Annotated in this window: 14 protein-coding genes, 1 pseudogene and 1 riboswitch; of the genes and pseudogenes, 10 read left to right on the top strand and 5 right to left on the bottom strand. The window is 43.0% G+C overall.

Annotation, left to right across the window (positions count from 1 at the left end):
• The first annotated feature begins 355 nt into the window (after positions 1 to 355).
• Positions 356 to 2,086, top strand: a complete 1,731-nt coding sequence (ilvB, locus tag ABEW73_RS29495; protein ID WP_430171527.1) for a biosynthetic-type acetolactate synthase large subunit — start codon at positions 356 to 358, stop codon at positions 2,084 to 2,086.
• A gap of 471 nt (positions 2,087 to 2,557) precedes the next feature.
• Here the strand turns inward: ilvB and ABEW73_RS29490 are convergent, their stop codons facing one another.
• Positions 2,558 to 3,196 (bottom strand): TetR/AcrR family transcriptional regulator, encoded by a 639-nt coding sequence (locus tag ABEW73_RS29490; RefSeq protein WP_430171529.1) that lies wholly within the window; start codon positions 3,194 to 3,196, stop codon positions 2,558 to 2,560.
• A gap of 182 nt (positions 3,197 to 3,378) precedes the next feature.
• On the opposite strand from ABEW73_RS29490, the gene ABEW73_RS29485 reads away from it, so the two are divergent.
• The 6 genes and pseudogenes from ABEW73_RS29485 (at position 3,379) to ABEW73_RS29460 (ending at position 10,015) form a co-directional block, all read left to right on the top strand.
• Entirely contained in the window at positions 3,379 to 4,137 is a 759-nt protein-coding gene (locus ABEW73_RS29485) for an SDR family oxidoreductase (RefSeq protein ID WP_430171530.1), read from the top strand.
• Positions 4,138 to 4,313: 176 nt separating this feature from the next.
• Positions 4,314 to 5,267 (top strand): NADP-dependent oxidoreductase, encoded by a 954-nt coding sequence (locus ABEW73_RS29480; RefSeq protein ID WP_430206413.1) that lies wholly within the window; start codon positions 4,314 to 4,316, stop codon positions 5,265 to 5,267.
• 42 nt (positions 5,268 to 5,309) lie between these two features.
• Positions 5,310 to 6,179: an SDR family NAD(P)-dependent oxidoreductase gene (locus tag ABEW73_RS29475; protein ID WP_430171532.1), complete on the top strand. Its 870-nt coding sequence runs from the start codon at positions 5,310 to 5,312 to the stop codon at positions 6,177 to 6,179.
• A gap of 764 nt (positions 6,180 to 6,943) precedes the next feature.
• Positions 6,944 to 7,299, top strand: a pseudogene (locus tag ABEW73_RS29470) (MerR family transcriptional regulator); the annotation flags it as partial.
• 326 nt (positions 7,300 to 7,625) lie between these two features.
• Positions 7,626 to 8,834: an FAD-dependent monooxygenase gene (locus ABEW73_RS29465; RefSeq protein WP_430171534.1), complete on the top strand. Its 1,209-nt coding sequence runs from the start codon at positions 7,626 to 7,628 to the stop codon at positions 8,832 to 8,834.
• Positions 8,835 to 9,415: 581 nt separating this feature from the next.
• Positions 9,416 to 10,015 (top strand): hypothetical protein, encoded by a 600-nt coding sequence (locus ABEW73_RS29460; protein ID WP_430171536.1) that lies wholly within the window; start codon positions 9,416 to 9,418, stop codon positions 10,013 to 10,015.
• Positions 10,016 to 10,445: 430 nt separating this feature from the next.
• On the opposite strand, the gene ABEW73_RS29455 is transcribed toward ABEW73_RS29460, so the two are convergent.
• On the bottom strand, positions 10,446 to 11,294 hold the full coding sequence (locus ABEW73_RS29455) for an MBL fold metallo-hydrolase (RefSeq protein WP_430171538.1): 849 nt from the start codon (positions 11,292 to 11,294) through the stop codon (positions 10,446 to 10,448).
• Positions 11,295 to 12,432: 1,138 nt separating this feature from the next.
• A riboswitch (cyclic di-GMP riboswitch) is annotated at positions 12,433 to 12,527 on the top strand.
• Between the two features lie 228 nt (positions 12,528 to 12,755).
• Between ABEW73_RS29455 and ABEW73_RS29450 the strand changes: the two genes are divergently transcribed.
• On the top strand, positions 12,756 to 14,915 hold the full coding sequence (locus ABEW73_RS29450; protein ID WP_430171540.1) for a non-ribosomal peptide synthetase: 2,160 nt from the start codon (positions 12,756 to 12,758) through the stop codon (positions 14,913 to 14,915).
• A gap of 425 nt (positions 14,916 to 15,340) precedes the next feature.
• Here ABEW73_RS29450 and ABEW73_RS29445 read toward each other — a convergent pair whose 3' ends face one another.
• Both ABEW73_RS29445 and ABEW73_RS29440 read right to left on the bottom strand, forming a co-directional pair.
• Positions 15,341 to 16,486: a choline esterase gene (locus ABEW73_RS29445; RefSeq protein WP_430171542.1), complete on the bottom strand. Its 1,146-nt coding sequence runs from the start codon at positions 16,484 to 16,486 to the stop codon at positions 15,341 to 15,343.
• Between the two features lie 112 nt (positions 16,487 to 16,598).
• Positions 16,599 to 17,258, bottom strand: a complete 660-nt coding sequence (locus ABEW73_RS29440; RefSeq protein ID WP_430171544.1) for a TetR/AcrR family transcriptional regulator — start codon at positions 17,256 to 17,258, stop codon at positions 16,599 to 16,601.
• A 749-nt stretch (positions 17,259 to 18,007) separates the two neighbouring features.
• Between ABEW73_RS29440 and ABEW73_RS29435 the strand changes: the two genes are divergently transcribed.
• Entirely contained in the window at positions 18,008 to 18,979 is a 972-nt protein-coding gene (locus tag ABEW73_RS29435; protein WP_430171546.1) for an alpha-L-fucosidase, read from the top strand.
• Positions 18,980 to 19,069: 90 nt separating this feature from the next.
• Here the strand turns inward: ABEW73_RS29435 and ABEW73_RS29430 are convergent, their stop codons facing one another.
• A complete protein-coding gene (locus ABEW73_RS29430) occupies positions 19,070 to 19,948 on the bottom strand; it encodes an AraC family transcriptional regulator (RefSeq protein ID WP_430171548.1) in 879 nt (292 codons plus the stop codon).
• Between the two features lie 288 nt (positions 19,949 to 20,236).
• On the opposite strand from ABEW73_RS29430, the gene ABEW73_RS29425 reads away from it, so the two are divergent.
• Positions 20,237 to 22,435 carry a helix-turn-helix domain-containing protein gene (locus ABEW73_RS29425; protein ID WP_430171549.1) on the top strand — a complete coding sequence of 733 codons (2,199 nt, stop codon included), beginning with the start codon at positions 20,237 to 20,239 and terminating at the stop codon, positions 22,433 to 22,435.
• Positions 22,436 to 22,556: the final 121 nt, after the last annotated feature.

Raw genomic sequence — 22,556 nt, 5'->3', positions numbered from 1 at the left:
GGTTATTTGTTTATAACAGCAGGCGATGAAGAGAAAGCCGGCAATGGCGCTTATGCCCAGAGAGCAGAGGAAACGCTGAAACCTTTGCCTTAACCCTTTGTATGGTGTCGTCTCGGAGCTGTTAACCGAAAGCGGCTGGTCTCATTCCATGCCCACAAGTAGGCTTAACCGAAATGGTGCTCGTTAACGCGCCGCAGGTAAGGCATCGGCCTTACCTCATGAGGCTGCATTCGCGAGGGTGGCAGCGAACTTGGGTGGTACCGCGAGAAAATCCCCTTTCGTCCCTGGATGAGCTGACCGCTGTCAGCTTGCCTAAGGAGGAGAGGGGATTTTATTTTGCAAAGGAGGCTGCCCAATGGAACAGCAATTAGGAATGACGAATGAAACAACGACGCCATCAGAGGAATATATCACCGGTTCGGAGGTACTCTTACGCGGCTTGCTGCAGGAAGGCGTAGAGTGCGTATTCGGCTATCCGGGAGGAAATGTGCTCTATATTTACGACGCGATGGTACATCAGCCTGACTTCAAGCATATCTTGACCCGGCACGAGCAAGGCGCGATCCACGCGGCAGACGGCTATGCTAGGTCGACGGGGAAGGTTGGGGTATGCATCGCGACATCCGGTCCAGGAGCAACAAATCTGGTGACCGGCATCGCAACCGCCTATATGGATTCGGTGCCGCTGGTGGTCATAACGGGGAACGTATCTACGAGCGTAATGGGCACGGATGCTTTTCAGGAAGCGGACATTATTAGCATCACGATGCCGATTACGAAGCACAGCTACATGGTTCGCAATGTACACGACCTTCCTCGCATCATTCATGAAGCGTTCTACATCGCAAATACGGGCCGCAAAGGTCCTGTCTTGATCGATATTCCAAAAGACGTGACCAACCAGCGGATGGCGTATCGTCCAGCGTACACGGTTCAGTTGCGCGGATACCATGGAGCCCCGGAACCGAATCACGCAGAAATAGATGCGCTGCTTCTGGCGATCGCAGAAGCGCGCAAGCCGGTTATTATCGCGGGCGGCGGCGTTGTCTATGCGAACTCCTCGCAGGAGTTAATCAAATTCGTCCACACTACCCGGATTCCGGTCGCGACGACCCTGCTCGGACTCGGCGGGTTTCCGAGCGACGACGAGTTGTGGCTGGGCATGCTCGGACATCATGGCGTATATGCTGCGAACATGGCGGTGCAGAATGCGGATCTCATTATTTCGATCGGCTCGCGTTTCGATGATCGGGTCACGATGAAACTGGACGGATTTGCGCCTCAGGCCAAACGTATCGCCCATATCGATATCGATCCGGCGGAAATCGGCAAGAACGTCAAGACAGATCTCGCGTGCATCGGCGATATTAAACACGTGCTGGCTTATGCGAACACGAAAGCGCAAGCAGCCCAGACGGGCACCTGGCTCGAGCAGCTTCAAGAGTATGAGGTGCAGCATCCGCTTCGGTATACCGATTCGGATACCGTCATTAAACCGCAATATGTGCTCGAGATGATTAGTGAGACGACGCAAGGACATGCGATCATCACCACCGATGTAGGCCAGCACCAAATGTGGACCGCGCAGTTTTACCGCTTCAAGCATCCTCGCTCGCTCATCACGTCGGGCGGACTTGGCACGATGGGCTTTGGCTTTCCGGCCGCGATCGGCGCTAAAGTCGGAAATCCAGATCGTCTCGTCGTCTCGATCAACGGCGACGGGGGCATGCAGATGTGCGCGCAGGAGATGGCGATCTGCGCGATTCATCAGATTCCGGTCAAGATCGTGGTCTTGAACAACCAGGTGCTCGGCATGGTTAAGCAGCAGCAGGAATTGATGTACGAACGACGCTACAGCCAGATTGATCTTTCCGGCAGTCCGGACTTCGTCAAGCTTGCGGAAGCATACGGAATCAAGGGATTAAGGGCAACGAACAAGGCTGAAGCCTCCAAGGTCTGGCTTGAGGCGCTGGAGACGACAGGACCTGTGCTCGTCGAGTTCGTCATCCCAACCAATGAGAACGTGTACCCAATGGTGCTTGCCGGCACGCCGCTGGACCAAATGATTCTAGGGGACGACGAATAATTGCGCTGAAGAGATAAAAATCTGTTTAAAGGAGCGAGGCATACTCATGGACACCGATAGCTTAATACTTTAATGGGTTTAATTTAACGGATAACATTAACGTTCAATGAAAAAGCGAAAGTCTAGGACATTATTTTCTCGTCCATGGCTTTCGCTTTTTCGATTTCAAGGGTCAGCTATTACTTTTTTTATGAGGCCTGCGATATGGAAATTCACATCCATTCTATTACTATCGCTGGGTACGAGGTCAAGGTGCCTCGGAGCGGCATGATTGTCTGTAGGATAATTACTGATTATGAACTGAAACTTTTATTCGTTGTTTAGTTTTAGCATCCGCCCCCAGCTATCATGGAAGTTTACATTCGTCAAGGTGCTTATGCTTCGTCTGTTCACGTTCAGCGTAACACTCAACTCTTATGGGAAGACGTCTAGCAATGTAGTTCACAACGGAATCGGATATGGACGCTTCACTTATGAAATGGCTTGCAAAATATGAACGATCTTCATTTCAATATTGGAATTATCTACGATCTTCAGATATTCAGGTTTTAGCAATTGGTACTGCTTCATGTAGTAGAAATCCATAATCGCTTGTTTCAAAGTGATATCATACTGAATCGAAAATGACGGCTCGATAAAGCGTCGCAGCACAGCGTCATCTTGAACCATAAACAACACGGCATTCAATTTGTTGAAAATCTGTTGCTCCATACCGGATTCAAAAAAAGTTTGTAAGCTTTTATTCCGATTTTGTAGGGCAACGGACAGATTCTCAAAATGGTGTGGATAAAATTCCTTAAGATCTTGCAAGAACAAATCAGAGATAAACGCGGCACACATCAAAGATTGTAAAAATGTTAATTGAAAACGATCCAAAAAAGAGACGGAATCGTCTTTAACAACGATGTCAGCCTTCTTCGAATAATCAATGTAATAATCCACGACTTGTTCGATGATGTCGTCTTTGGAGGAAAAATGCTTATAGAGTGTCACTTTGCTAATATCCATATATTTTGCGAGATCGTCGACTTTCAGTTGGCTGAACTTTGTTTTTCTTATAATGGGTTTTATTTTTTCCACATATGTATCTACACTCACAGCTTTTCTCACGGATAAGTACCTCCCTTTGATGCCTATAAAAAACATTATAACAAATTTGCTGCTCTTTATGCACGAAATTAATTAAATGAACTAATTTAATTAAATTTGTTTACTTGTTAAATTTATTGCTATATAATCGCTCCTGTACCTAATCATCCGATTACGGATTATACAAAGGGAGGACGATTTTAATGGAACCATTCAGTAAGGGTAAATTCTCTGACAAAAAGGTCGTGATCACGGGAGGTAGCAGCGGAATTGGCCTTGCGACGGCGAAGTTGCTAGTGGATGAAGGCGCACACGTTCTGATTACTGGACGTACTCAGGCGACGCTGGATGCGGCTCGTGAACAACTCGGAAACAACGCGATCGCGGTCTTAAGCGATGCCGCCTCATTGAAGGAGATCGCCGCATTAGCCAATCGAGTGGAGGCTGAATTTGGAACAATAGATGCCCTGTTCGTTAACGCTGGGGTCACGGGGTTTGTCCCTTTCGAGACAATGACAGAAGAAAAGTACGACGAGATACTTACAATCAATGCCAAAGGACCGTACTTTACCGTGCAGAAACTCGCTCCGTTGCTAGGCTCAGGTAGCGGGGTAGTCCTTACCACCTCAATCGTGAATGTAGTGGGTCTCCCAATGCTCAGTGCTTACGCAGCTAGTAAGGCAGCGCTGCGCTCCATGACTCGAGGTCTGGCACGCGAGTTATTACCTCGAAATATTCGAGTCAACGCAGTCAGTCCCGGCGTTATTGACACAGGCATCATGGAAAAGTCAATGCCGGAAGAAGCTGCCGAGCAGACAAAGGAACAGATGAGACAGCAGATCCCAGTGCTGCGTTTAGGCGATCCAGTTGAGGTAGCCAAGGCTGTTGCATTCCTAGCATTTGAGGCCACCTATACCACCGGGGCTGAGTTCCCTGTCGATGGAGGCGGCTCCCAGATCTAAGCTCCTCAGTTTGCATACCTGACTATTAAAGCGAGGGCAGGGGGGCATAGCTTCCCCTCATGACACCCTGCCTTCCAGTGAACTTTATAGTTTAGGATTTCGCTGTTTTCCTTGGAAGACTGTTCGAAATCACAGAGAACACGATTTTATCAGAGCAAAATGGAGGGAACATCACAATGGAGAATACCATGCGCACCATCCGGTTCCACGAATATGGAGAACCAATTGATGTCTTGTGCTTGGATGAGGTGGCGATCCCAGAGCCAGGGCCGGGACACATTCGCGTGAGAGTACGCGCTTGCGGCTTAAATCCGGTTGACTGGGTGACGTGCCAAGGCCACTTTGCCGGTCAACTGCCCTTGCCTCGCGGAATCGGGCTTGACGTGGCAGGTATTGTAGACGCAATCGGAGAGGGCGTAATCGATGTTGCCATCGGCGATTCCGTTCTGGGTGCCGCAGATTTCATGAATGGATCGAGCGCCGGTGCGTCGGATCAAGCGATTATGTACTACTGGTTCCGCATGCCGACCGGACTCGACTTTGTTCAAGCAGCAGCGTTGCCAATGGCAGTCGAAACCGCTTACCGAGGCATTGATACTCTTGGGGTGAAATCGGGTCAGACCGTACTCGTGCATGGAGCCGGCACCACGGTAGGGTTCGCAGCCGTTCAAATTGCCCTAATGCGCGGTGCCCGTGTGATCGTAACCGCTGGTCCCACCTACGCCGACAAGCTCCGCTCAATGGGGGCGTTGGTGACCTCATACGGTGATGGAATGGTCGAACGAGTGACCGAACTGGCAAAGCAGCCGGTTGATCTCGCCCTGGATACCGCGCCAATCAGCGGTTCATTGAAAGATCTGGTCCAAATCGTCAACGGGCATCCCCATCATGTCCTAACCGTCAGCGATTTCGTTGCAGCCGCTGAACTTGGCGTTCGCACCAGCTATGGAGAACTACATACCGCACGTTATGACGTTGTCGGCGACTTTGCCCAATACGCAGCGGACGGCAAGTTCACTATTCCGGTCGCGAAGACTTTCGAACTCGACGAATGGCGTTCAGCTGTCGAAATCAGCCAGAGCGGGGGTGCCCACGGCAAACTGATTCTCCTGCCCGACTCCGACGGATGAGCACATATAACCGATGAAATTCTGAATGAAGGAGGACATACATTGAGTAAGAACCAACGAGAACATATTGCACTGATTACAGGCGCAAGTAACGGGATCGGGTTGGCATTGACCCGGAAAATGCTGTCGGAGAACTGGCAGGTGGTTGCTTTGAACCGGTCGGATTTTCCAGCGGACGATAAATTCCTCCAAAATCATCTCAAGGACGGACGGCTCCGAGCCTATAAAGTGAAGGATCTCACCGATTATGGCAGCTTGAGACACTCTTTGGAAGAAATAAAAAGAAAGGAACAGCGGATCGATATTTTGTTTAACAACGCCGGAGGAGGCTTAAGTGAGCTGCGCTATTCGAAACAAGGCCGCGAATTGCATTATGAATTGTTGACGGTCGTTCCTTATATTATTCTGATGGAATTGAAGGGGCTGTTGAAGAACGGCAGCTTAAAAACGGTGATTAACACTTCATCGCAGGTGTTTAGATTTACGAAGGAGTTTACGATCGAAAAATTGGAGCATCCCCAAACCTTCCGCAAAATGTATGGACCATATGCGACTTCAAAGCTGGCTCTTTCGTTGTGGACCCAAGCCGTCGCACCGCAGCTTGCCAAGGAAGGCATCAAGATCCGCAGCGTTGACCCGGGCATTAACAACACGCTAAGAAAAGGAAAAGATTCCGGACTGACCGCAGGGTTTGAACTGTTTATGAAGTTTTTTTCCTCTCCGCCTACTCATGGAGCCAACCTATTATATGAGGGAGCTCTGGGCAAAAACAGCAATGAGACCGGCGTGTTTCTTTTCAAAGATCGGATTGCGGACTTGAAATTTACAGAACATGCGCAGCGTGTGCTGGAAAAAATATCTGATATATATAGCCATGAATTTCTTGGCGGGAATGTTCAAGTTAATGGCTGAGTTCCAGAAGCGCAAAGCGCCGGTTGGGTTGGAAGGGTCGTTAACCTGCTTGCCAAGGGAGATTAAAGCAATTCGAATTAAGTAAATTATCATTTACGGTTGATAAATCCACGGTGTCAGGGCCATCTCTTTGTTGCGCATTCAAATGCAGCTTGCCGGTACAAGCAGCTCTTAGTACCGTGGGGAATGGTACCGACAATAATGTAATTTTTCAACTCTAACGGGAAACTTTAGTTTCATTAAAACATCACAAGGTTGCCGCGGAATAGATCGGGCAACCTCGTTAAACAATTGGACAGCATAGCTCAATATATGTGACATCAACGTGCTGATCAGAAAAAGAGAGTGAGATTCCTTACAGGCATTGGGCCGGCGGGGGAGCTTACTCTCTTTTTCTAGAGCTTTATTTGGGTTCAATTCGACCAATTGAATTGGCCGTCTCAGACAAAGTCTTTTTCACTGCCGACCAGCTGGATTGCTCAATATCGAGTACATGTCGAAGGTAAGCCCATGTAACCTTCTGGATCAGGGCAACTCGTTCTGGGTTATCGTCTGTTGTTTCCTTAACCTCGTAACCAGCGATTCCTCCAAGTGAGTGTTCTGCGCCAAAAAGGGTGAGCAGGCTCTCGGCTCCCGGGCTGAGGAAGTAGGGGTCGGTCATCCAATCCGGCCCGCGAACGGTCAGTTGATACTTGTTAGGAGTGACTTGGAGTCTGCTCCAAGATGTATAATGCTCAAAACGGCAATTTCGGGAGGGGACATATATGGAAGAACAAACTTTTACGATCAAGCAAGTCGCCGAGCAAACCGGTATTTCTGAGGACACGATTCGCTATTACGAAAAGATCATGCTGCTCCCTCAGGCAGAACGGAAGGAAAACAGGCATCGCTCTATCGAAAAGAGGACATTTATAGAATTAAGCAAATAACATGCCTCAAAAAAACGGGAATGTCGCTTGAGGCTATGCGGCCATTTTTGGCGGCCTCAGTCGACTCCGGTTCCGTCAATTATCCTGAACTGGTGGATCAATTAAGAAGTCAACGTGAACATATTATGATTCAAATTTCCTCACTTCAGCAAATCGTTGATTTTATTGACATAAAGCTGAAAGAAGGTAGGTAATTAAAGCTCGATGCGGGCTTTTTTTATACGCAAGTTGTAATCGACATAGTTACAACGATAGTGTTTACAACAAATCAAATATTGGAGGCAAAATGCTAATAATTGAATAACCAAAAAGAAGCAAAAATGTCATGTAGTAAGGATATAAAAAATAGAAAAGAAATCTTCTACTTAATAATTTTCATCCATATCAATGTCCCTCCCCGCAAAATGTACTCAGCAGTACATTTATCGAAAAGGAATAATTCTGTTGCATTTCTATTGTATACTTCATATACTGTTTATAATATATACAATTAAAGATGAATGGAGCGAATTTAAATATGACGAATATGAGAAGGATTCTTATTTCCGGTGCAAGCATTGCCGGTCCGGCACTCGCTTACTGGCTGAACCGCTACGGCTTCCATGTGACGATTGTGGAGCGCGCACCCGCATTGCGGAGAGGTGGATTTGGGGTGGATATTCGAGGCGCGGCTATTACAGTTCTTGAGCGGATGGGCATTCTTCATCATGTGCGTGCGGCTGACACGCAGATGACCGGTGTTTATTTTGTAGACAGTATCGGCAAGATCAAAGGACAGATAAGCGAGGCCAGTATGGGGAACGTGCACGATGTGGACATCGAGGTCATGCGTGATGATCTCACAGACATTTTGTACAATTTGACCAAAGATACAATCCATTATATTTGGGACGATTCGATAACAGCGATTCAACAGACGGAGGAGGGGGCCAAGGTCCAATTTGCTCATAGCAAGTCACAAACATTCGACGCAGTGATCGGGGCAGATGGCCTTCACTCCAATGTACGCAAGTTGACCTTTGGTGATGAATCGCAGTTTAAGCGAACGTTGGGCTGCTATATTTCAGTTTTTACCACGAGCAATTACCTTAACTTAAACTACTGCCAACAGTTCTATACAATACCTGGAAAAACGGTGGGGATGTATAGCGCGCATCATAATACTGAGGCGAAGGGAATGTTCGTGTTCAAATCGGCACCTTTGAAATACGATAAGCACAATCCGGAAAGCCAGAAGCAGCTTATAGCCGAGACATTTGGAAGTGACACCGGCTGGGAAACTCAGAGGCTGCTTCAGTCAATGAAGGAGGCCGATGATTTTTATTTTGACGAAATCTGCCAAATTCATATGCCGACATGGTCCAAAGGCTGTGTTGCGCTTGTTGGTGATGCCGCCTATGGTCCGTCGCCGCTATCAGGGCAAGGAACAAGCCTCGCACTTGTCGGAGCTTATGTATTGGCCGGTGAACTCAAGTCCGCGAAGGGTAATTATTCAAACGCATTTACTGCCTATGAACAAGTGATGCGAGCGTATGTAGAGAAGAACCAGAAGATCGGACTCACCGCGGCAGAAGGTATGGTCGCAAGCTCAAGGTTCAAGATTATTTTGCAAGATTGTATGCTACGCGTGCCCTTCATAATGACTAGCATGTTTAAAATGATTACAAAAATGATTGTGAAAGCAGCCAATGGAGTTGAGTTAAAGGACTACTTGAAAAGTGGTTGAGCAGGGATACTTATTTAGAAGTTAATGAATATGCTATTGCAGTGTCGGGAGACAAGAACATGATGCCATTGAAAGTCGCTATTTTAGCGGCTTTTTTATTTTATCGGTACAAGTTCTTGTCCCGAGCCAAGGACAAGAATATAGTTCGATTACCGATTAGATGAATATCTAAGTAATCCCAATGCTACTTCATTAAGCTAACAGGCAGTTTAGTTATAACAAAACTCCCCCAAAATAAGGGATTACATTTGATATAATCATCTAAGCAGTTGATAAAACGGCTGTTGTTTACATAGATGGGTAATCTATGTAAACAACATGATAACGAATTTCGCACGGGCTCGATGAGATCTATTTAATGGCGGTTACCTTTTGAATATTATTTTTGATGATGAGAAAAAAAGGGAGATATATACTACTCAACAAGAGGTCAGATAACGAGGCCATAAAAAATACTGAAGGTAGATTGTCGCAACGGCTAGGATTTAATATTACTCAACTTCCGGTTTATTGAGCAAATCTTCCAGTTTGCAAGCGAGTAAACAGGCGAAAACATAACTTTTATAGTGGGAGTGTGAAATATGAAAAAAATATTATTGGTTTGTATTATGATAATGTTGATGCTAGCATCGGCTTGTGCAAATGTTGAAATGACATCAAATCCAAATACTTCTAGTGAGCCTAAACCTGAAAAGGATGAGTCTATTATTCCAAAAAACACATCCGAATATTGTACTGTAGAACGTATAAATTTGGATAGTAAAACTGAAAAATATTTCTATGGAACTTGGAAAGTTGAGAAGCTTTTAGGATTTGCAAATTCATATAATGATGCTTCTGAATATCCAACAGGGCAAAAATTTATTGGAGATGAAATTATAATCAAAAAAGACTTTTTTTCATCAAAAGGACTTAAAAACTATAGTAATTATCAATATGAACTAAAAAATCCATTATATGAGATCACAGCGACATGCTATAACTCTGACTCTTTTTATAGATTATATAAAATAGATATCCCAGACTTAAATATAAATGATGTAGTAAAAGCAATAGATATAATTGACCCTTCTACAAAACTTAGAATACCTGTAGGTTTAAGTTTTTTTGTTGTTAATAACGATAGGCTTATCTTGTTATCAGAGGCAACTATTTTTGAGCTTAAAAAAATTACTGATTAAATGAATTAAAGTTATGTATTAAGTTCTGTGCTAATAGAATTGAAAATATCCTTCGCTGAAAGCAAAGGTATCCGTAAAAACGAATCCCATTCATAAAATGCTTATAATAAGTTTATACCAGCTTGTGGAAGTAAGAGCTGAGCAGAATCCCAAGTATGCCCTATTAATAAATGCTTAATTAAGTCAAAGCAGTGAAGCAAATTGAATTTTCCATTAAACTAACGGGAAACAATAGCTCAATCACGATACGACGGCAGCCGGCCAAAATAATCGGCTGCCATCGTTACGTTAACAGGCAGTTTAGTTGAACAAGAAAACGAAGCATTTGAATTGAGAAATGCTCTTACATTATCGACAAATTAAAAGCCACCTCATTCAAATTTCTAATGAGATGGCTACTGTTTATATTTTATTGATGTAATCTATATAATTATTGTGACTGAATAATATGATCATTAACAAATGCTTTTATGAAAAATAATTCATTATCATTAGGGTCCCTTTTATTTTCTGCCTTAAAGGACTCTATCGCATTTTCTAGTGAGGTAGACTTTACAACTTGACTTGCTGTTGTTAACTCTTCCCAATATATATTCATTTCATTTAAATCACAGATAGACTCATGACCAAGTAGGAACATTTCCGCATCATATTTTTGAATGTCTTCAATCATTGGCAATAACAATGATTGCTTGTAATGAAATAAAGAATTTGTGGTTGTACCATATGCACAATCACCTAAAAAAACAACTTTTTCATCAGGAATATAAATGATTGTAGAGTCATCTGTATGAGTACTTTTGGTACATTCGAGAATGCAAACTTTGTTACCTAAATCAATAGTTAATGTATTTTCAAAGATTACATCTGGAGATTTCAACTTAAAACTGTCCCTGTTTGGCATCTCAGTTTGTATAATCTTCATACACATAGCACTCATTTGATTAGAAGTCACATACTTTTGTAGTGAACTATCGTCATAAGACAAACTTTGCCATTCTTTTATCACTTCGTTTGTTTGACTATTAACTATAACTATTGCATCAAATTCATTCATTCCTAGGAAATGATCCCAATGTGCATGGGTAATAACAACATATTTAACTGGTGGTACATTTAGGTTTTCGATTTCTAGTAAAAAATCCTTAGCGTGCTGAGGAGAATTACCAGAATCAATTATTAGACTATACCGGTTACCACTTACCAGTCCTAATGTTGGTCGATCTCTATCATTTTGATTAGATAAATAATAAATAGTATCACTTAATTTATTTAACATGTTATTTTTCCTCTTTTCTATATATTCATTCATGAAAGAGAAAATCTACATGTTTATTCTAAAGTTATTAAAATAATTTAAGATTTTCTCTTATTATTTTTTTACCATTGGACTTGTACCTCCTTCTTTTATTAAGGAAAAGTGTAACACATAATCCAAACTATACATTAAGAAAATTCGGATATTAATTGTTTTTACTTCAGTTACAGTTATTTATAGTTCGCAGTTCGAACATTATTTGTAATAGAAGAGAAGGTGCTTGTTCAACTAACGGGAGACGTTAGTTTAAAACTTTATGGAGCAGTTTGTTGTTGTCACGTAATCTATAACTCACATTATCTATATTTCATCAAATAAAGAATGGCAGTGAGCTTGCCATTCTTTATTTTTATATTTGCCCTTTCACCCAAAGGGCAGGAGGGATACTACGCTGGGTGCAGGATGGTACTTTTATTGAAATTGACAGCAAAGTGTTTTTACTAAAGAGGAAATGATCTATTTGGCAAAATCAATGTTCGACTAACGGGCAGGAAAGCGAGCTCCACATTCATATGAGAGTTTTCTCTTCGGAAGCGAGAGTTCGTTACCAGTTATAACATACTAATGACTTTGGTATTTTTGTCCTATATTACAAGAAACAAAAGTATCGGTTCCAATGATATCTGTAGTCGTAGTTAGGTAAATAGATATAGGTCCGAAGTTCAAAAATAGGAACAATTGCCTTAATCAGCCAACATCCAATATCTAAGTAATAACAGAAGAATAGACAGGGATAGGAGACAGATAATACTGAATCTATTAGAGTAATGGCGTAAATATGTGGAATTCTGTCGAGGGACAAAAACGTGTGTATGTCTCTGTTCTTAATCAATTTTTGTGTGTAAAACATATCTTGTTATTTGAATAAAATAGTTTTAATAGGTAGTTAAGTGAAGTAGAGTGAAGTCGCCGAAAACAAAAATTAGTAAAGATTAACTATCAAGACCTAGAGTTTCATGATGGTTATCAATATCAACAAATCAATTCTAGAAAGACAATATTGAACAAAAGACCTATCGATTTTCATTTGGAAACAAGATACAGTAAATGTAAAACGAATACATAATATGAACATGATTAACAATTTAATACCAGTTTTGTACGATAATAGCAAACCCACCGAAAGGTGGCGACGCAAAGCTATAGGGGCTAATGCGGGATCTACTGCGACCGCGATGCCAGCCAGTTGCCGAATACGACGGGAGACCTCCGTTTTATTCATTTGAAGAAAGGGGGTTTTTTGACGTTCCAAAAAACAACGGCCAGCTTCACTGTAAGAAGAAACTAAGTTTGGGGCTATACAAGGCCACAGTCATAATTGCTCAGGAGGGGGGATACTTCTTCATCGCAGAATGCGAAGACGATTCTTCTGTTCGTTATTAATCAGACATTAATGAATCGATAATCCGGGAGTTGATGGTCATGGAACAAACGACATGTGAAGTATCAATTGACGAATTTCCGTGGGGGGGATGGACCAACGATGAAGGAAGCCGGGTTAGTTTTTGCCTTGATTCTGTAACGACCCGAAAACTCTATGAACTTGCGTTCAATTTCGGAATAACTGTAGATATGGCACTTATGGCTTGTTATGTAATCCTGCTTGCCAAATATACCGGCGAGGATGACCCTGTAATTGGGTATTCGTTGGAAAGCCAGATGCTTCCTATACGATATTCTCCTACTGTACATAAGCCATTAGGTAAGTTTCTGCTAGAAGTCAAGCGTACCACGATGCAAGCACTCGAAGATCGGAATATGCGTAAGAATCTGAGCGGCAATCCGTTCATCAAAGCGGCGTTTACTTGGCAAAAAGCCAATACCACTCCTTTGAAATCCGATCAGTTGGGGACGTTTGAGCTGGCTTTGACGGCTTCTAAGAAGGAATCTATCATGATACACCTTGATTATGTGACCCGCTTGTACAGAAAAGAAACGATTGAGCAGATGGGCGACCACTTGAGCCGTATTGTGCAGGAAGTAGCCGATTTTCCCGAGAAAGTGATTGCCGACATACGCTTGTTGTCTAAAGAAGAGGAGAGACAGATTCAGGCTTTCAGCGGAACTAAGACGGACTATCCTTCCGGCAAAACGGTCCATTGCTTGTTTGAGGAACAGGTCCGCTTAACCCCTGATCACCCGGCGGTCATGACCGAGGACCATCAGATGTCCTATCGGGAATTGAACGAACACGCGAATCAGCTTGCAAAAGCACTACAGGATCTCGGCGTAAAGCCGGAGAGCGTCGTTGGCATTGTCGCGGATCGGTCTGTCAGTATGATCGTCGGGCTTACAGCCATATTGAAGGCGGGCGGCGCTTATATGCCCATCGAAGCCGATTCTCCGTGCGAAAGACTCGAATATATGCTCGAGGACAGTCGGGCCGGATTTTTGCTGGCTCCTTCCAGTTGGAAGCCTGACTTTGCATTTAAAGGAAAAGTAATTTATTGGGACAACACGCAGCTTTACCAAGACAGCTGTCCCCATACGATATCTGCAGTAACCTCGCAAAGTCTAGCGTATATCATCTATACTTCCGAATCAACGGGGATACCGAAAGGGGTCATGGTTGAACATCGCAACATCGTAAGACTGGTGAGGAATACAAATTATTTCAATTTTTCCATGGATCATCGGATTTTGCAAACCGGCGCAATCGCATTCGATGCGTCAACCTTTGAAATTTGGGGATCCCTTTTAAACGGATCTACCTTGTATTTGATGAAGGACAAGGATCTATTAGACCTTTTCAAATTGAAGGAAACCATCATCGGCTACCGCATTACGGCTTGGTTTCTGACTACGGCTTTGTTCCATAATCTGGCCGAACAGGATCCGGACGTCTTTCGTACGTTGAACACCTTGCTAGTCGGTGGAGAAGCGTTATCACCGAAGCTAGTAAACGCCGTAAGTAAGACGTGTCCCGATCTGCGGATGGTTAATACATACGGTCCGACGGAAAACACGACATTCTCCACTTACTTCCCGATCGAACGTGAATTCGAATCTGCCATTCCGATTGGCAGACCAATATGCAATTCCTCCGCTTATATCCTTGACAAACAGTTAAAGCTTCAGCCCATCGGAGTAGTGGGAGAGCTTTGCGTTGGAGGGGATGGTATCGCGCGGGGGTATGTGAACCAGCTGGAATTGACAGAAGCCAAGTTTGTGGAACATCCGCTCCTCGGGGAAAGGTTATATCGAACGGGGGATATGGCCCTGTGGCTGCCGGATGGCAATATCGAAATTATCGGGCGAATCGACGATCAAGTGAAGATCAGAGGGTATCGAGTGGAACCGAGAGAAATCGAGGCTCGGCTACTGGAACACTACGGAATCTCGAAAGCCGCGGTAGCCGTCAAAGCCAACGAGAGTGGAAATCCGATAATATGCGCGTATTTTGTAGCGAAACAGGTTTTGTCCGAAACGGATGTCAAGGCGTATTTAGCCCGAAATTTGCCTGCATATTTCCTGCCCTCTCTTGTGGTACAGATGGAAAGTTTGCCGCTTACCCCTAACGGAAAAGTCGATAAAAAAGCTCTGCCGGACCCTGATCTTCTTCGTCCGATGCTTGTCAACTGAGACGAACCACTAAACGACGCAGCAAATGCTCAAAAGGATCTGGCTGGACAAGGATGCCGAGAGGATCGAGAACGCATTTGGCTCATTGAGATTTAGCGAAATTCATAAATTTGACTCATTATTAAGTCGGAAGACAAGAACATAGTCTCATTAAAGTCCGCTTTAAAAGCGGATTTTTTATTTATGGGTCAAATTCTTGTCATTAATTGATGACAAGAATTGCGTTAGTCATGAGCAAACCAGATGATGAGAATAAACAACTCCGAAAATCGGTTGATCTATATGTTAAAAAATTGAATTTTTAAAACCCGTTGATGATCAATTCCAACGGGTTTTTATTTTTTAATAAAACGATGATGGAAGAAATCTAAGAGGGAAAAGGGCTAGCTCTTTGACATTCGTTTATCAGCAACCTCTCGGTTATGTCACTTGTTGCTGGTCTTCTTGATCAAGTCAACGCCATCGTATGCCAGACTTTCCACACTTGCAGCCTTCTGCAGTATGTAATGATCAAAAAAGTTCTTCGTATAGTCTGTAATAAGATTTCGCATCTCCATAGCATCCCGCTCGCCTCTGAGTTCCTCATTAACACTGGTAAACACGATGTCGCAGTAATCTAAATGCGCAACACGATCAACAGAGAAATAATAGGTTTCCATGCTATTGTTAGCGCCAATTATCGCATTCATATTATAGTTAGGTTCACAAAACAGTAGCAAGAAAGGTTTCTTAAGGTCGCTGCCCTGAAGGCCGAACGCACCGCTATCCAAGCCAATCCCGCAGGCGAACCGGTCGTCGTCCCGGCAAACAATCGCCGTCGTAGGCCCTCCATAAGAATGTCCGACTATGCCCATGCCGATGTCAAGCAACAATCTGCCCTTAAAGATGGAATTCAGCTCTCCAGAGTCCAGTTTGTAAAGATAATCGGCTACATACCTTACATCTTCTGCCTGTAATTTACTATACTCTGTTAACTTGGCAAGTATCGGCAGTGTAAGCACGTTATGGCACATCTCAATGGCAGTTTCATCGTCAGGCCGCATCTCCATCTTACCAGCCAACGCCACCATCTCCGGATCTTCAGAAAACGCCATAATGACATCCGAAAAATCCTTTGATACATTAAACAGGCGCCCATCTTTACGCTTATACATCGTGCTATTCTGATGGCCGATGCTTACCACAACATACCCCATGCTTGCCAAGTCTGTACAGATCACTGTACCCCATTCTGGAGAACCGCCCCCGCCGCAAACATAGAATAACACCGGATAGCGCTTTTCCTTCCCGGAGAGAGCAAGGTCGTCGTAACACTGGGTCTTGATATCTATTGAGAAAAAATCCTCCCCATTTAGATACGCAGTGACAAGTGGCTGTTCATTCAACATTTCGTAGACTTCAGGAAACATGTACGTTGATGTAGTCTTACCTTCGCTACTGTCGGACGGATAGTACACAAACGCCGTCAATTCTCTTTTTGAGTAATCTGATGCTGTGTACTCAAAATCCATCTGGGTTCGACCGACAGTATAGCCGCCAATTGGTTCTGGAAAAGCGTCATAAGTTTTCATTTTCTTGTTCCCCCTTAATTAATAAAAGTGGCGAATGTGAAATACATACATTGCGCTATAAGCGCTTTTCAAAACTGTGAAACTATTACATCCTATCTTCAGTGAATCATATCTACTCCTTGGCTTTCTTAAAATCTCTAACAATTTCAGAATATTTATGATCTTCAAGCAGCCCATGGCTCATAAAGTCAGTAAAGTACTTGCTAATCTTATTTTGCAGCGTAGAGTCCTTAATATTGAACTCCCTATAAAACATGACTAAATTAAACTGCATTGACTCAAACATAAAAGAAATCAGGTCGTCGTCAATATCAGGTCGGAGATATCCATCAACCCTCATTCGGCGCAAAATGTCCTTGATCAAGGGGAATGACTCGCCCTTTAGCACATTCAGATATACTTTAAGTAAAACGTTCTCAGGAATGTATAAAAATGTTTCAGTGAGTTTGATTTCCAGCTCATTCAATGGCTCAGTCACAGTGCCATTAACGTTACCAAATAAGCCAGTAAGGAAAAACCGGTAAAGGGAATCTTCATTACTGTTATTAAAATACGCAGCTCTTTTCTGGGTCACATTACGTACTAAGAGACAATAAAGGTCATCTTTGTCTTCAAAATACCGATAAAATGTTCCGGGGTGCATGGACAAACTATCCAAAACCATCTTCATAGTTATATCCTCGTAAAGATGATCAACAAAAAGATGCATAGCGTTATTAGATATTTCCTCGCGCCTTGCTTCATCTAAACGAATGAAAGAATTTTTTGGCATAGATTCCTCCTTAATGTGAAGTGTGAACTGATTCACACTATACCGATAATTAATTCACATGTCAAGTAGTATTGAAATATTAATATCATCATAAAAGATTAAAACCATTGCATAGAACATTATCGGGTATTTGAAAAAATAGTGACTACGTTTAGCGATAATTTCTTTAAGGCGTGGTTGAGTATAGCAGGGAAGAGAAGTCAAGAAACTAGTGTTCCTCGCTGGGACGATATCGAAAAAATGAGGGATTTGAGTTTTCCTGACATAGCTTTTAAGTACGCCCAGAAGAAAAATGCCTCCTTAAGTTCCGTTGAATTTTACCATTAAAATTGTCGTAGGACAAAAACATGAGGCCTTCCCATCGATCCTGCTCCAGTTACAATTACGTCATAATGCATTGTAAATTAGCCCTCCCTATAATAAATCCTCCTGCAGCTTTTAATTGTTAAGTATGGCAAGCATTCTTATTACTAATGATTATTAGCACTTAACAATGGTTGTAACATGCCCCGTTAGCGTAATTTGCTTCAAGTATAAAACCTGATTCAGCTTGAAGAATCGGGTTCTCTTTTCAAATTCATTTATATACCTCGCCGCCAGAATAAATAAACCGGTTAAACCCTAAAGAAAAGTAGAAATCGTATGTTAAAATGTCGTTTTTGATAGCTGTATCAAGGATGACAATCCATTAAAGTGGTAGATATCATATGATGGTGGGAATTCACCGGACAGTTAGAGGAGGTTATTATATGGAGAATCATGATTTGGTACAACGACAGCAATGGTTTGTGAATCAGAGATTCGGAATGTTTATTCACTTTAATAGTGCTACGTTTCAGTTTGCGGAAACGGATATTAAGGATTGGGAATACAGGCATGAGAATCATGATGAACCTCGCAGATTCCCATTCGATCCAAAACTCTGGAATCCTGAGCAGTTGGACTGTGCGCAATGGGCGAAAGCAGCTAAATCCGCGGGGATGAAATTCGCTGCACTGACAGCAAAGCATCATGAAGGATTCAGCTTGTGGCCTACCCGATACACGGAGCATTGCATCCGCAATGCAACCGACAAAAGGGATGTCGTCAAAGAATATCTTGATGCGTTCAGAGAGGAAGGTATTGATGCAGGTCTTTACTTCTCTATGCTGGACCTGCATCATCATATCGGCCGAAAAAAATGCACATCGGAAGATAAGCGGTTCATTAAAAATCAAATCGAAGAATTGCTGACAAGCTATGGCGACCTTCCGTTTTTGATCATTGACGGATGGAATGCACATTGGGGAGGGCCTAATTACGAGGATCTTCCTTTTGAAGAAATTAATGAACTCGTGAAGAACTTGCAGCCTAAGTGCTTATTGATGAACATTAGCTGTGAATCGACTTTGGATCATACGGATATCGTTTTTTATGAAAATGCTGCAGGTCAAGAAATTGAAGAATCGTTTGTAGGTCCGGGGGCGAGCTGCAATATTTTAACTGAAACGTGGTTTTGGAGAACTTCGGATACGACAGTGGAACTCAAACCGACTGCTTGGGTACTGGATAAAGTACTGGATGCGAACAACCATAACGTGTCATTCTTATTAAATGGAGCTCCAAATCAGCGCGGCTTGTTGGATGCCAATGTTTTGGACCGTTTTAAAGAAATCGGAGAGCGATATCGTCATCCGATGGAACTCCAAACTATTCCAGAAAACTGGCTGATTAGAAAATAACATGTCCCCTTTTGGATTCTACATGGAAAGCGCCTGACCATTGAATGGTGACGGCGCTTTTTTTCGATTGGGAGGACGTTTATTCCTGTGTTAATCCACTCGAAATACCTGATACCGCTTCCGGTACTCTCCAGGTGTAAACGAAGTTTGGCGTTTGAATAGGCGCATAAAATAATTGTTGTCACGGAATCCGCATTGTTCACCGACTTGGATTAGAGGTAGTTCTGAATTCGCTAGGAGCTGTTTAGCCCGTTCGATCTGGAGATGATGCCTGTATTGCAGAGGACTCATTCCCGAATACTGTTTCAGACAGCGCGCCAAGTAATCGAAGTGGTAATGCAGGTCGTTCTCCATTTGTACGGAATCAAAGGGATCCTCTAAGCAATCTGCCAAATATGAGGCAACTTTTTCCCCAAGAAAAAGGGAGCGGGCCTGTGGGCTGCTTTTTTTCATGCTGCTTTGAAGTTCAATGAGAAATCGGCCAAATAAAACTTGCAGCTCGTAGGAGCGGTATGCTGAAAGGACGCTGTGTATTTTTATCATCTCCTTCAGAAGGGGGACGACTGTACGCAAATCTATTCCGGTAAATTTGGGGATATCCACCATGCCTGGATGAGCTTCGGTATCCTGGTCCGTCCTGTTCAGCAGAGGCTGCTGCCAATTGTTTTTATCGACTAGCACAGGCTTCGACAATAGCGGGTATTCAAAATGAATCCAATACACCTCCGTATTGGTATCGGTTGGGCGATAGCCGTGATGCATTTTTCCAGGCTCAAGCACCAATACCATGCCTTTTTGGATATCATATTGAATCCCGTTTTCCTCCATATAAAGTGTGCCATTCACGCAAACAATAATGTCAAAAACATCAAATTGTCGCCTTGCATGGACAATTCCCGGTGGCCATAATGTATGGCCGACCGTGGCTAGCAGGGGGAATGGAGGAACCTTCAGCTCAAGCACTAGCATCATCAATCACCTACAAAATTGGATGTAGAGATTGTACTATACTTAAGGCACTTTGTCAGCATCATCAAGGTCATCCTCATTATGGAGAGCTGTATCAAAAGGTAGGATTTATACTATATAAGGTCGTCATTGTAGGCTGTACCAAAGGTGAAATTTCTATAGAGTAATAGATATTGTCACGTTTAAAGGCCTGCTGGGGGTGTAATTTTTAGGGCATGTTTCTACGTAATAACAAGGTTTTAATGAGGCAAGTGGAAGCCTATCTATTGTATAAAGGAGAATATGATCATGAATCTTAACCGATTGATTGATATGAACAATTGGTATATACGACTAATGCTTCCATTCGCCCTGTTAGTCACCCTAGCCTTGAGCGCGGGGTGGCTGATTTACCGACAGACGCTCTCATTAGTTGGGGAGGAAGCCCGGAACATCAATATGCATATGCTTGAACAGGTAACATCGACGCTTGATGGAAGACTGGCGGAAATCGATACAATTGTAATGCAGGTGGCTAACGATCCAAAACTTGTTCAACTACAGCAGCTCAAGGATCCTTTCGAGGGAACGAACACCTTCAAATTATTATCTGCTCAAAAAGGGCTGTATAATTTCAGCAACAAGTTCATTCTCAACTATATGATTTACTACAGAAATAGCGATATTATTGTCGCACCTTCAAAGTTGTATAAAGCGGACGCTTTTTATGAGCTGGTCCTAAACTACAACGATTTGCCTTACGATAAATGGCACAAGGATTTTTTTGAAGACACCAATTGTAAGCGCTTCCTAAAGGCGATGCCAGCAATCTTTAAAAATAAAACTCATTCTATCATCACATACAGCTATCCTTTGGGATCTATCCCAGGTTTATCACAAGGCAGTGTTGTTGTACTGATTGACAACGATCAAGTTTTAAAGCTATTAACGAGTTTGGTGGATGGAAATGATGGGTGGGCCTATATTGAGGATGATCAGGGAAACGTCATTTCATCCATCGGAAACTATATCCAGCTTGACACGGATATATGGAATAGTAGTCCCGGAATTAGCAGTGATTCTTTTCAATTAAACGGATATATGGTTACACATACCCGCTCCTCTGAAAATGGCTGGCATTACGTTGTTGCCCAGCCACCACATGTCGTGCTCGCAAAAGTCGATTATATCAAACGGATCACTCTAAGTACGGCACTTTTATTTTTAGTGATCGGCATAGTTCTAGCTTACTTCTTTACATCAAGGAACAGCCGCAAAGTTGCTTACATGCTGGATAGCAATAGGACGCTTCAGGAAGAATTAAAAAAACAGGAGCCATTACTACTGGCAAGCTTTATGGAAAGGTTACTGAAGGGGGACATCGTGAACGGTAGCTTTACGGAAAGTATGATGAAACACCTTCACATTTCGCAACGAATTTCTTCCGTTGCTGCAGCGATAGTTCAAATTATTCCAAGGGAATGTTCTGAAGAAAACCGACTGAAAGAAGTGGACCGTCTAAGAGTACTCCTTAAAGGAGTTCATCGAACCTGCCCAGAAGGGACGGTTCACTTTTATGATGCCACTGAGGATACCATCGTCCTGTTGTTTATGGAACCCGATAAAATGCACGACAAATTTATACTTCAGATGGAGTCTCTATTTGTCAGGATGAAAGACGTGATGGCTCCCGAACCATACGTCTCATTAAACTTTGCCGCCGGAGGGATATACACGTCACTGATCGATGTTTCCCGTTCTTATGGGGAAGCAAAGCAAACATTAAATTATTTAAACAGGCATCAGCATCAAGGAATTAAATGGTTTCATCAGCTACCAGATCTATCAGATTCACACTATTTTCCGAGTGAGATTGAAATCCGCCTGATGAATAACGCGAAGATTGGTAACAAAGACGAGGTGAACCTGTTGCTTAATGAAATTTATGAACAGAACTTTCACATAAGGAACTTGTCCATGCCTATTCAAAAGCTCCTTTTGTACGATATGGCAGGCAGTCTCATCAAGCTGAAAGAGCAATTATCGCTTGAAGATGAATCCGATATTCATCCCTTGCTGCATCAAATGATCGATACCGATAATCCTGCTGAAGTATTCCGATTTGTTAGGCAATCCTATGTTTGGATTCTCGACCAATTGCAATCGCGAAAAAAGAGCGGAAACGCTCAGTTACTGCAAAACATTCAGAGGTATATTCAACTTCAATTTGAGAATCCAAATTTAAACCTTGACACGATCGCTGACGAAGTAGGTATTTCCAGAGTGTACTTCTCGAAATTTTTCAAAGAACAGACAGGCACTAATTTCTCTGATTATCTCGAATCCATACGGATGGAGAAGGCTTGTGCTATGCTTCGTGAAACGTTGGAAACGGTCAGTGATATCGCAAAGCAGACCGGGTACAGCTCAACGAATACATTCTCCCGGGCGTTCAAACGAATTCATGGTATAAGTCCATCGTCATATCGGGATCATTATTCCCAATAGATTATGAAAGCTTGTGAAATTAATAAAAAATCTTAACAATTGCATCGATTGAAAGCAATTGAATATAACCTGACGTTAACGAATGTATACGTTCATACCGATTGCAGATACCCACGGTTCG

The sequence above is a fragment of the Paenibacillus lautus genome (assembly GCF_050482385.1).
GTDB lineage: Bacteria > Bacillota > Bacilli > Paenibacillales > Paenibacillaceae > Paenibacillus_AQ > Paenibacillus_AQ lautus_B.
The sequence above is the reverse complement of the archived record's forward strand: the minus strand, read 5'-3'. Positions and strand labels throughout refer to the sequence as shown.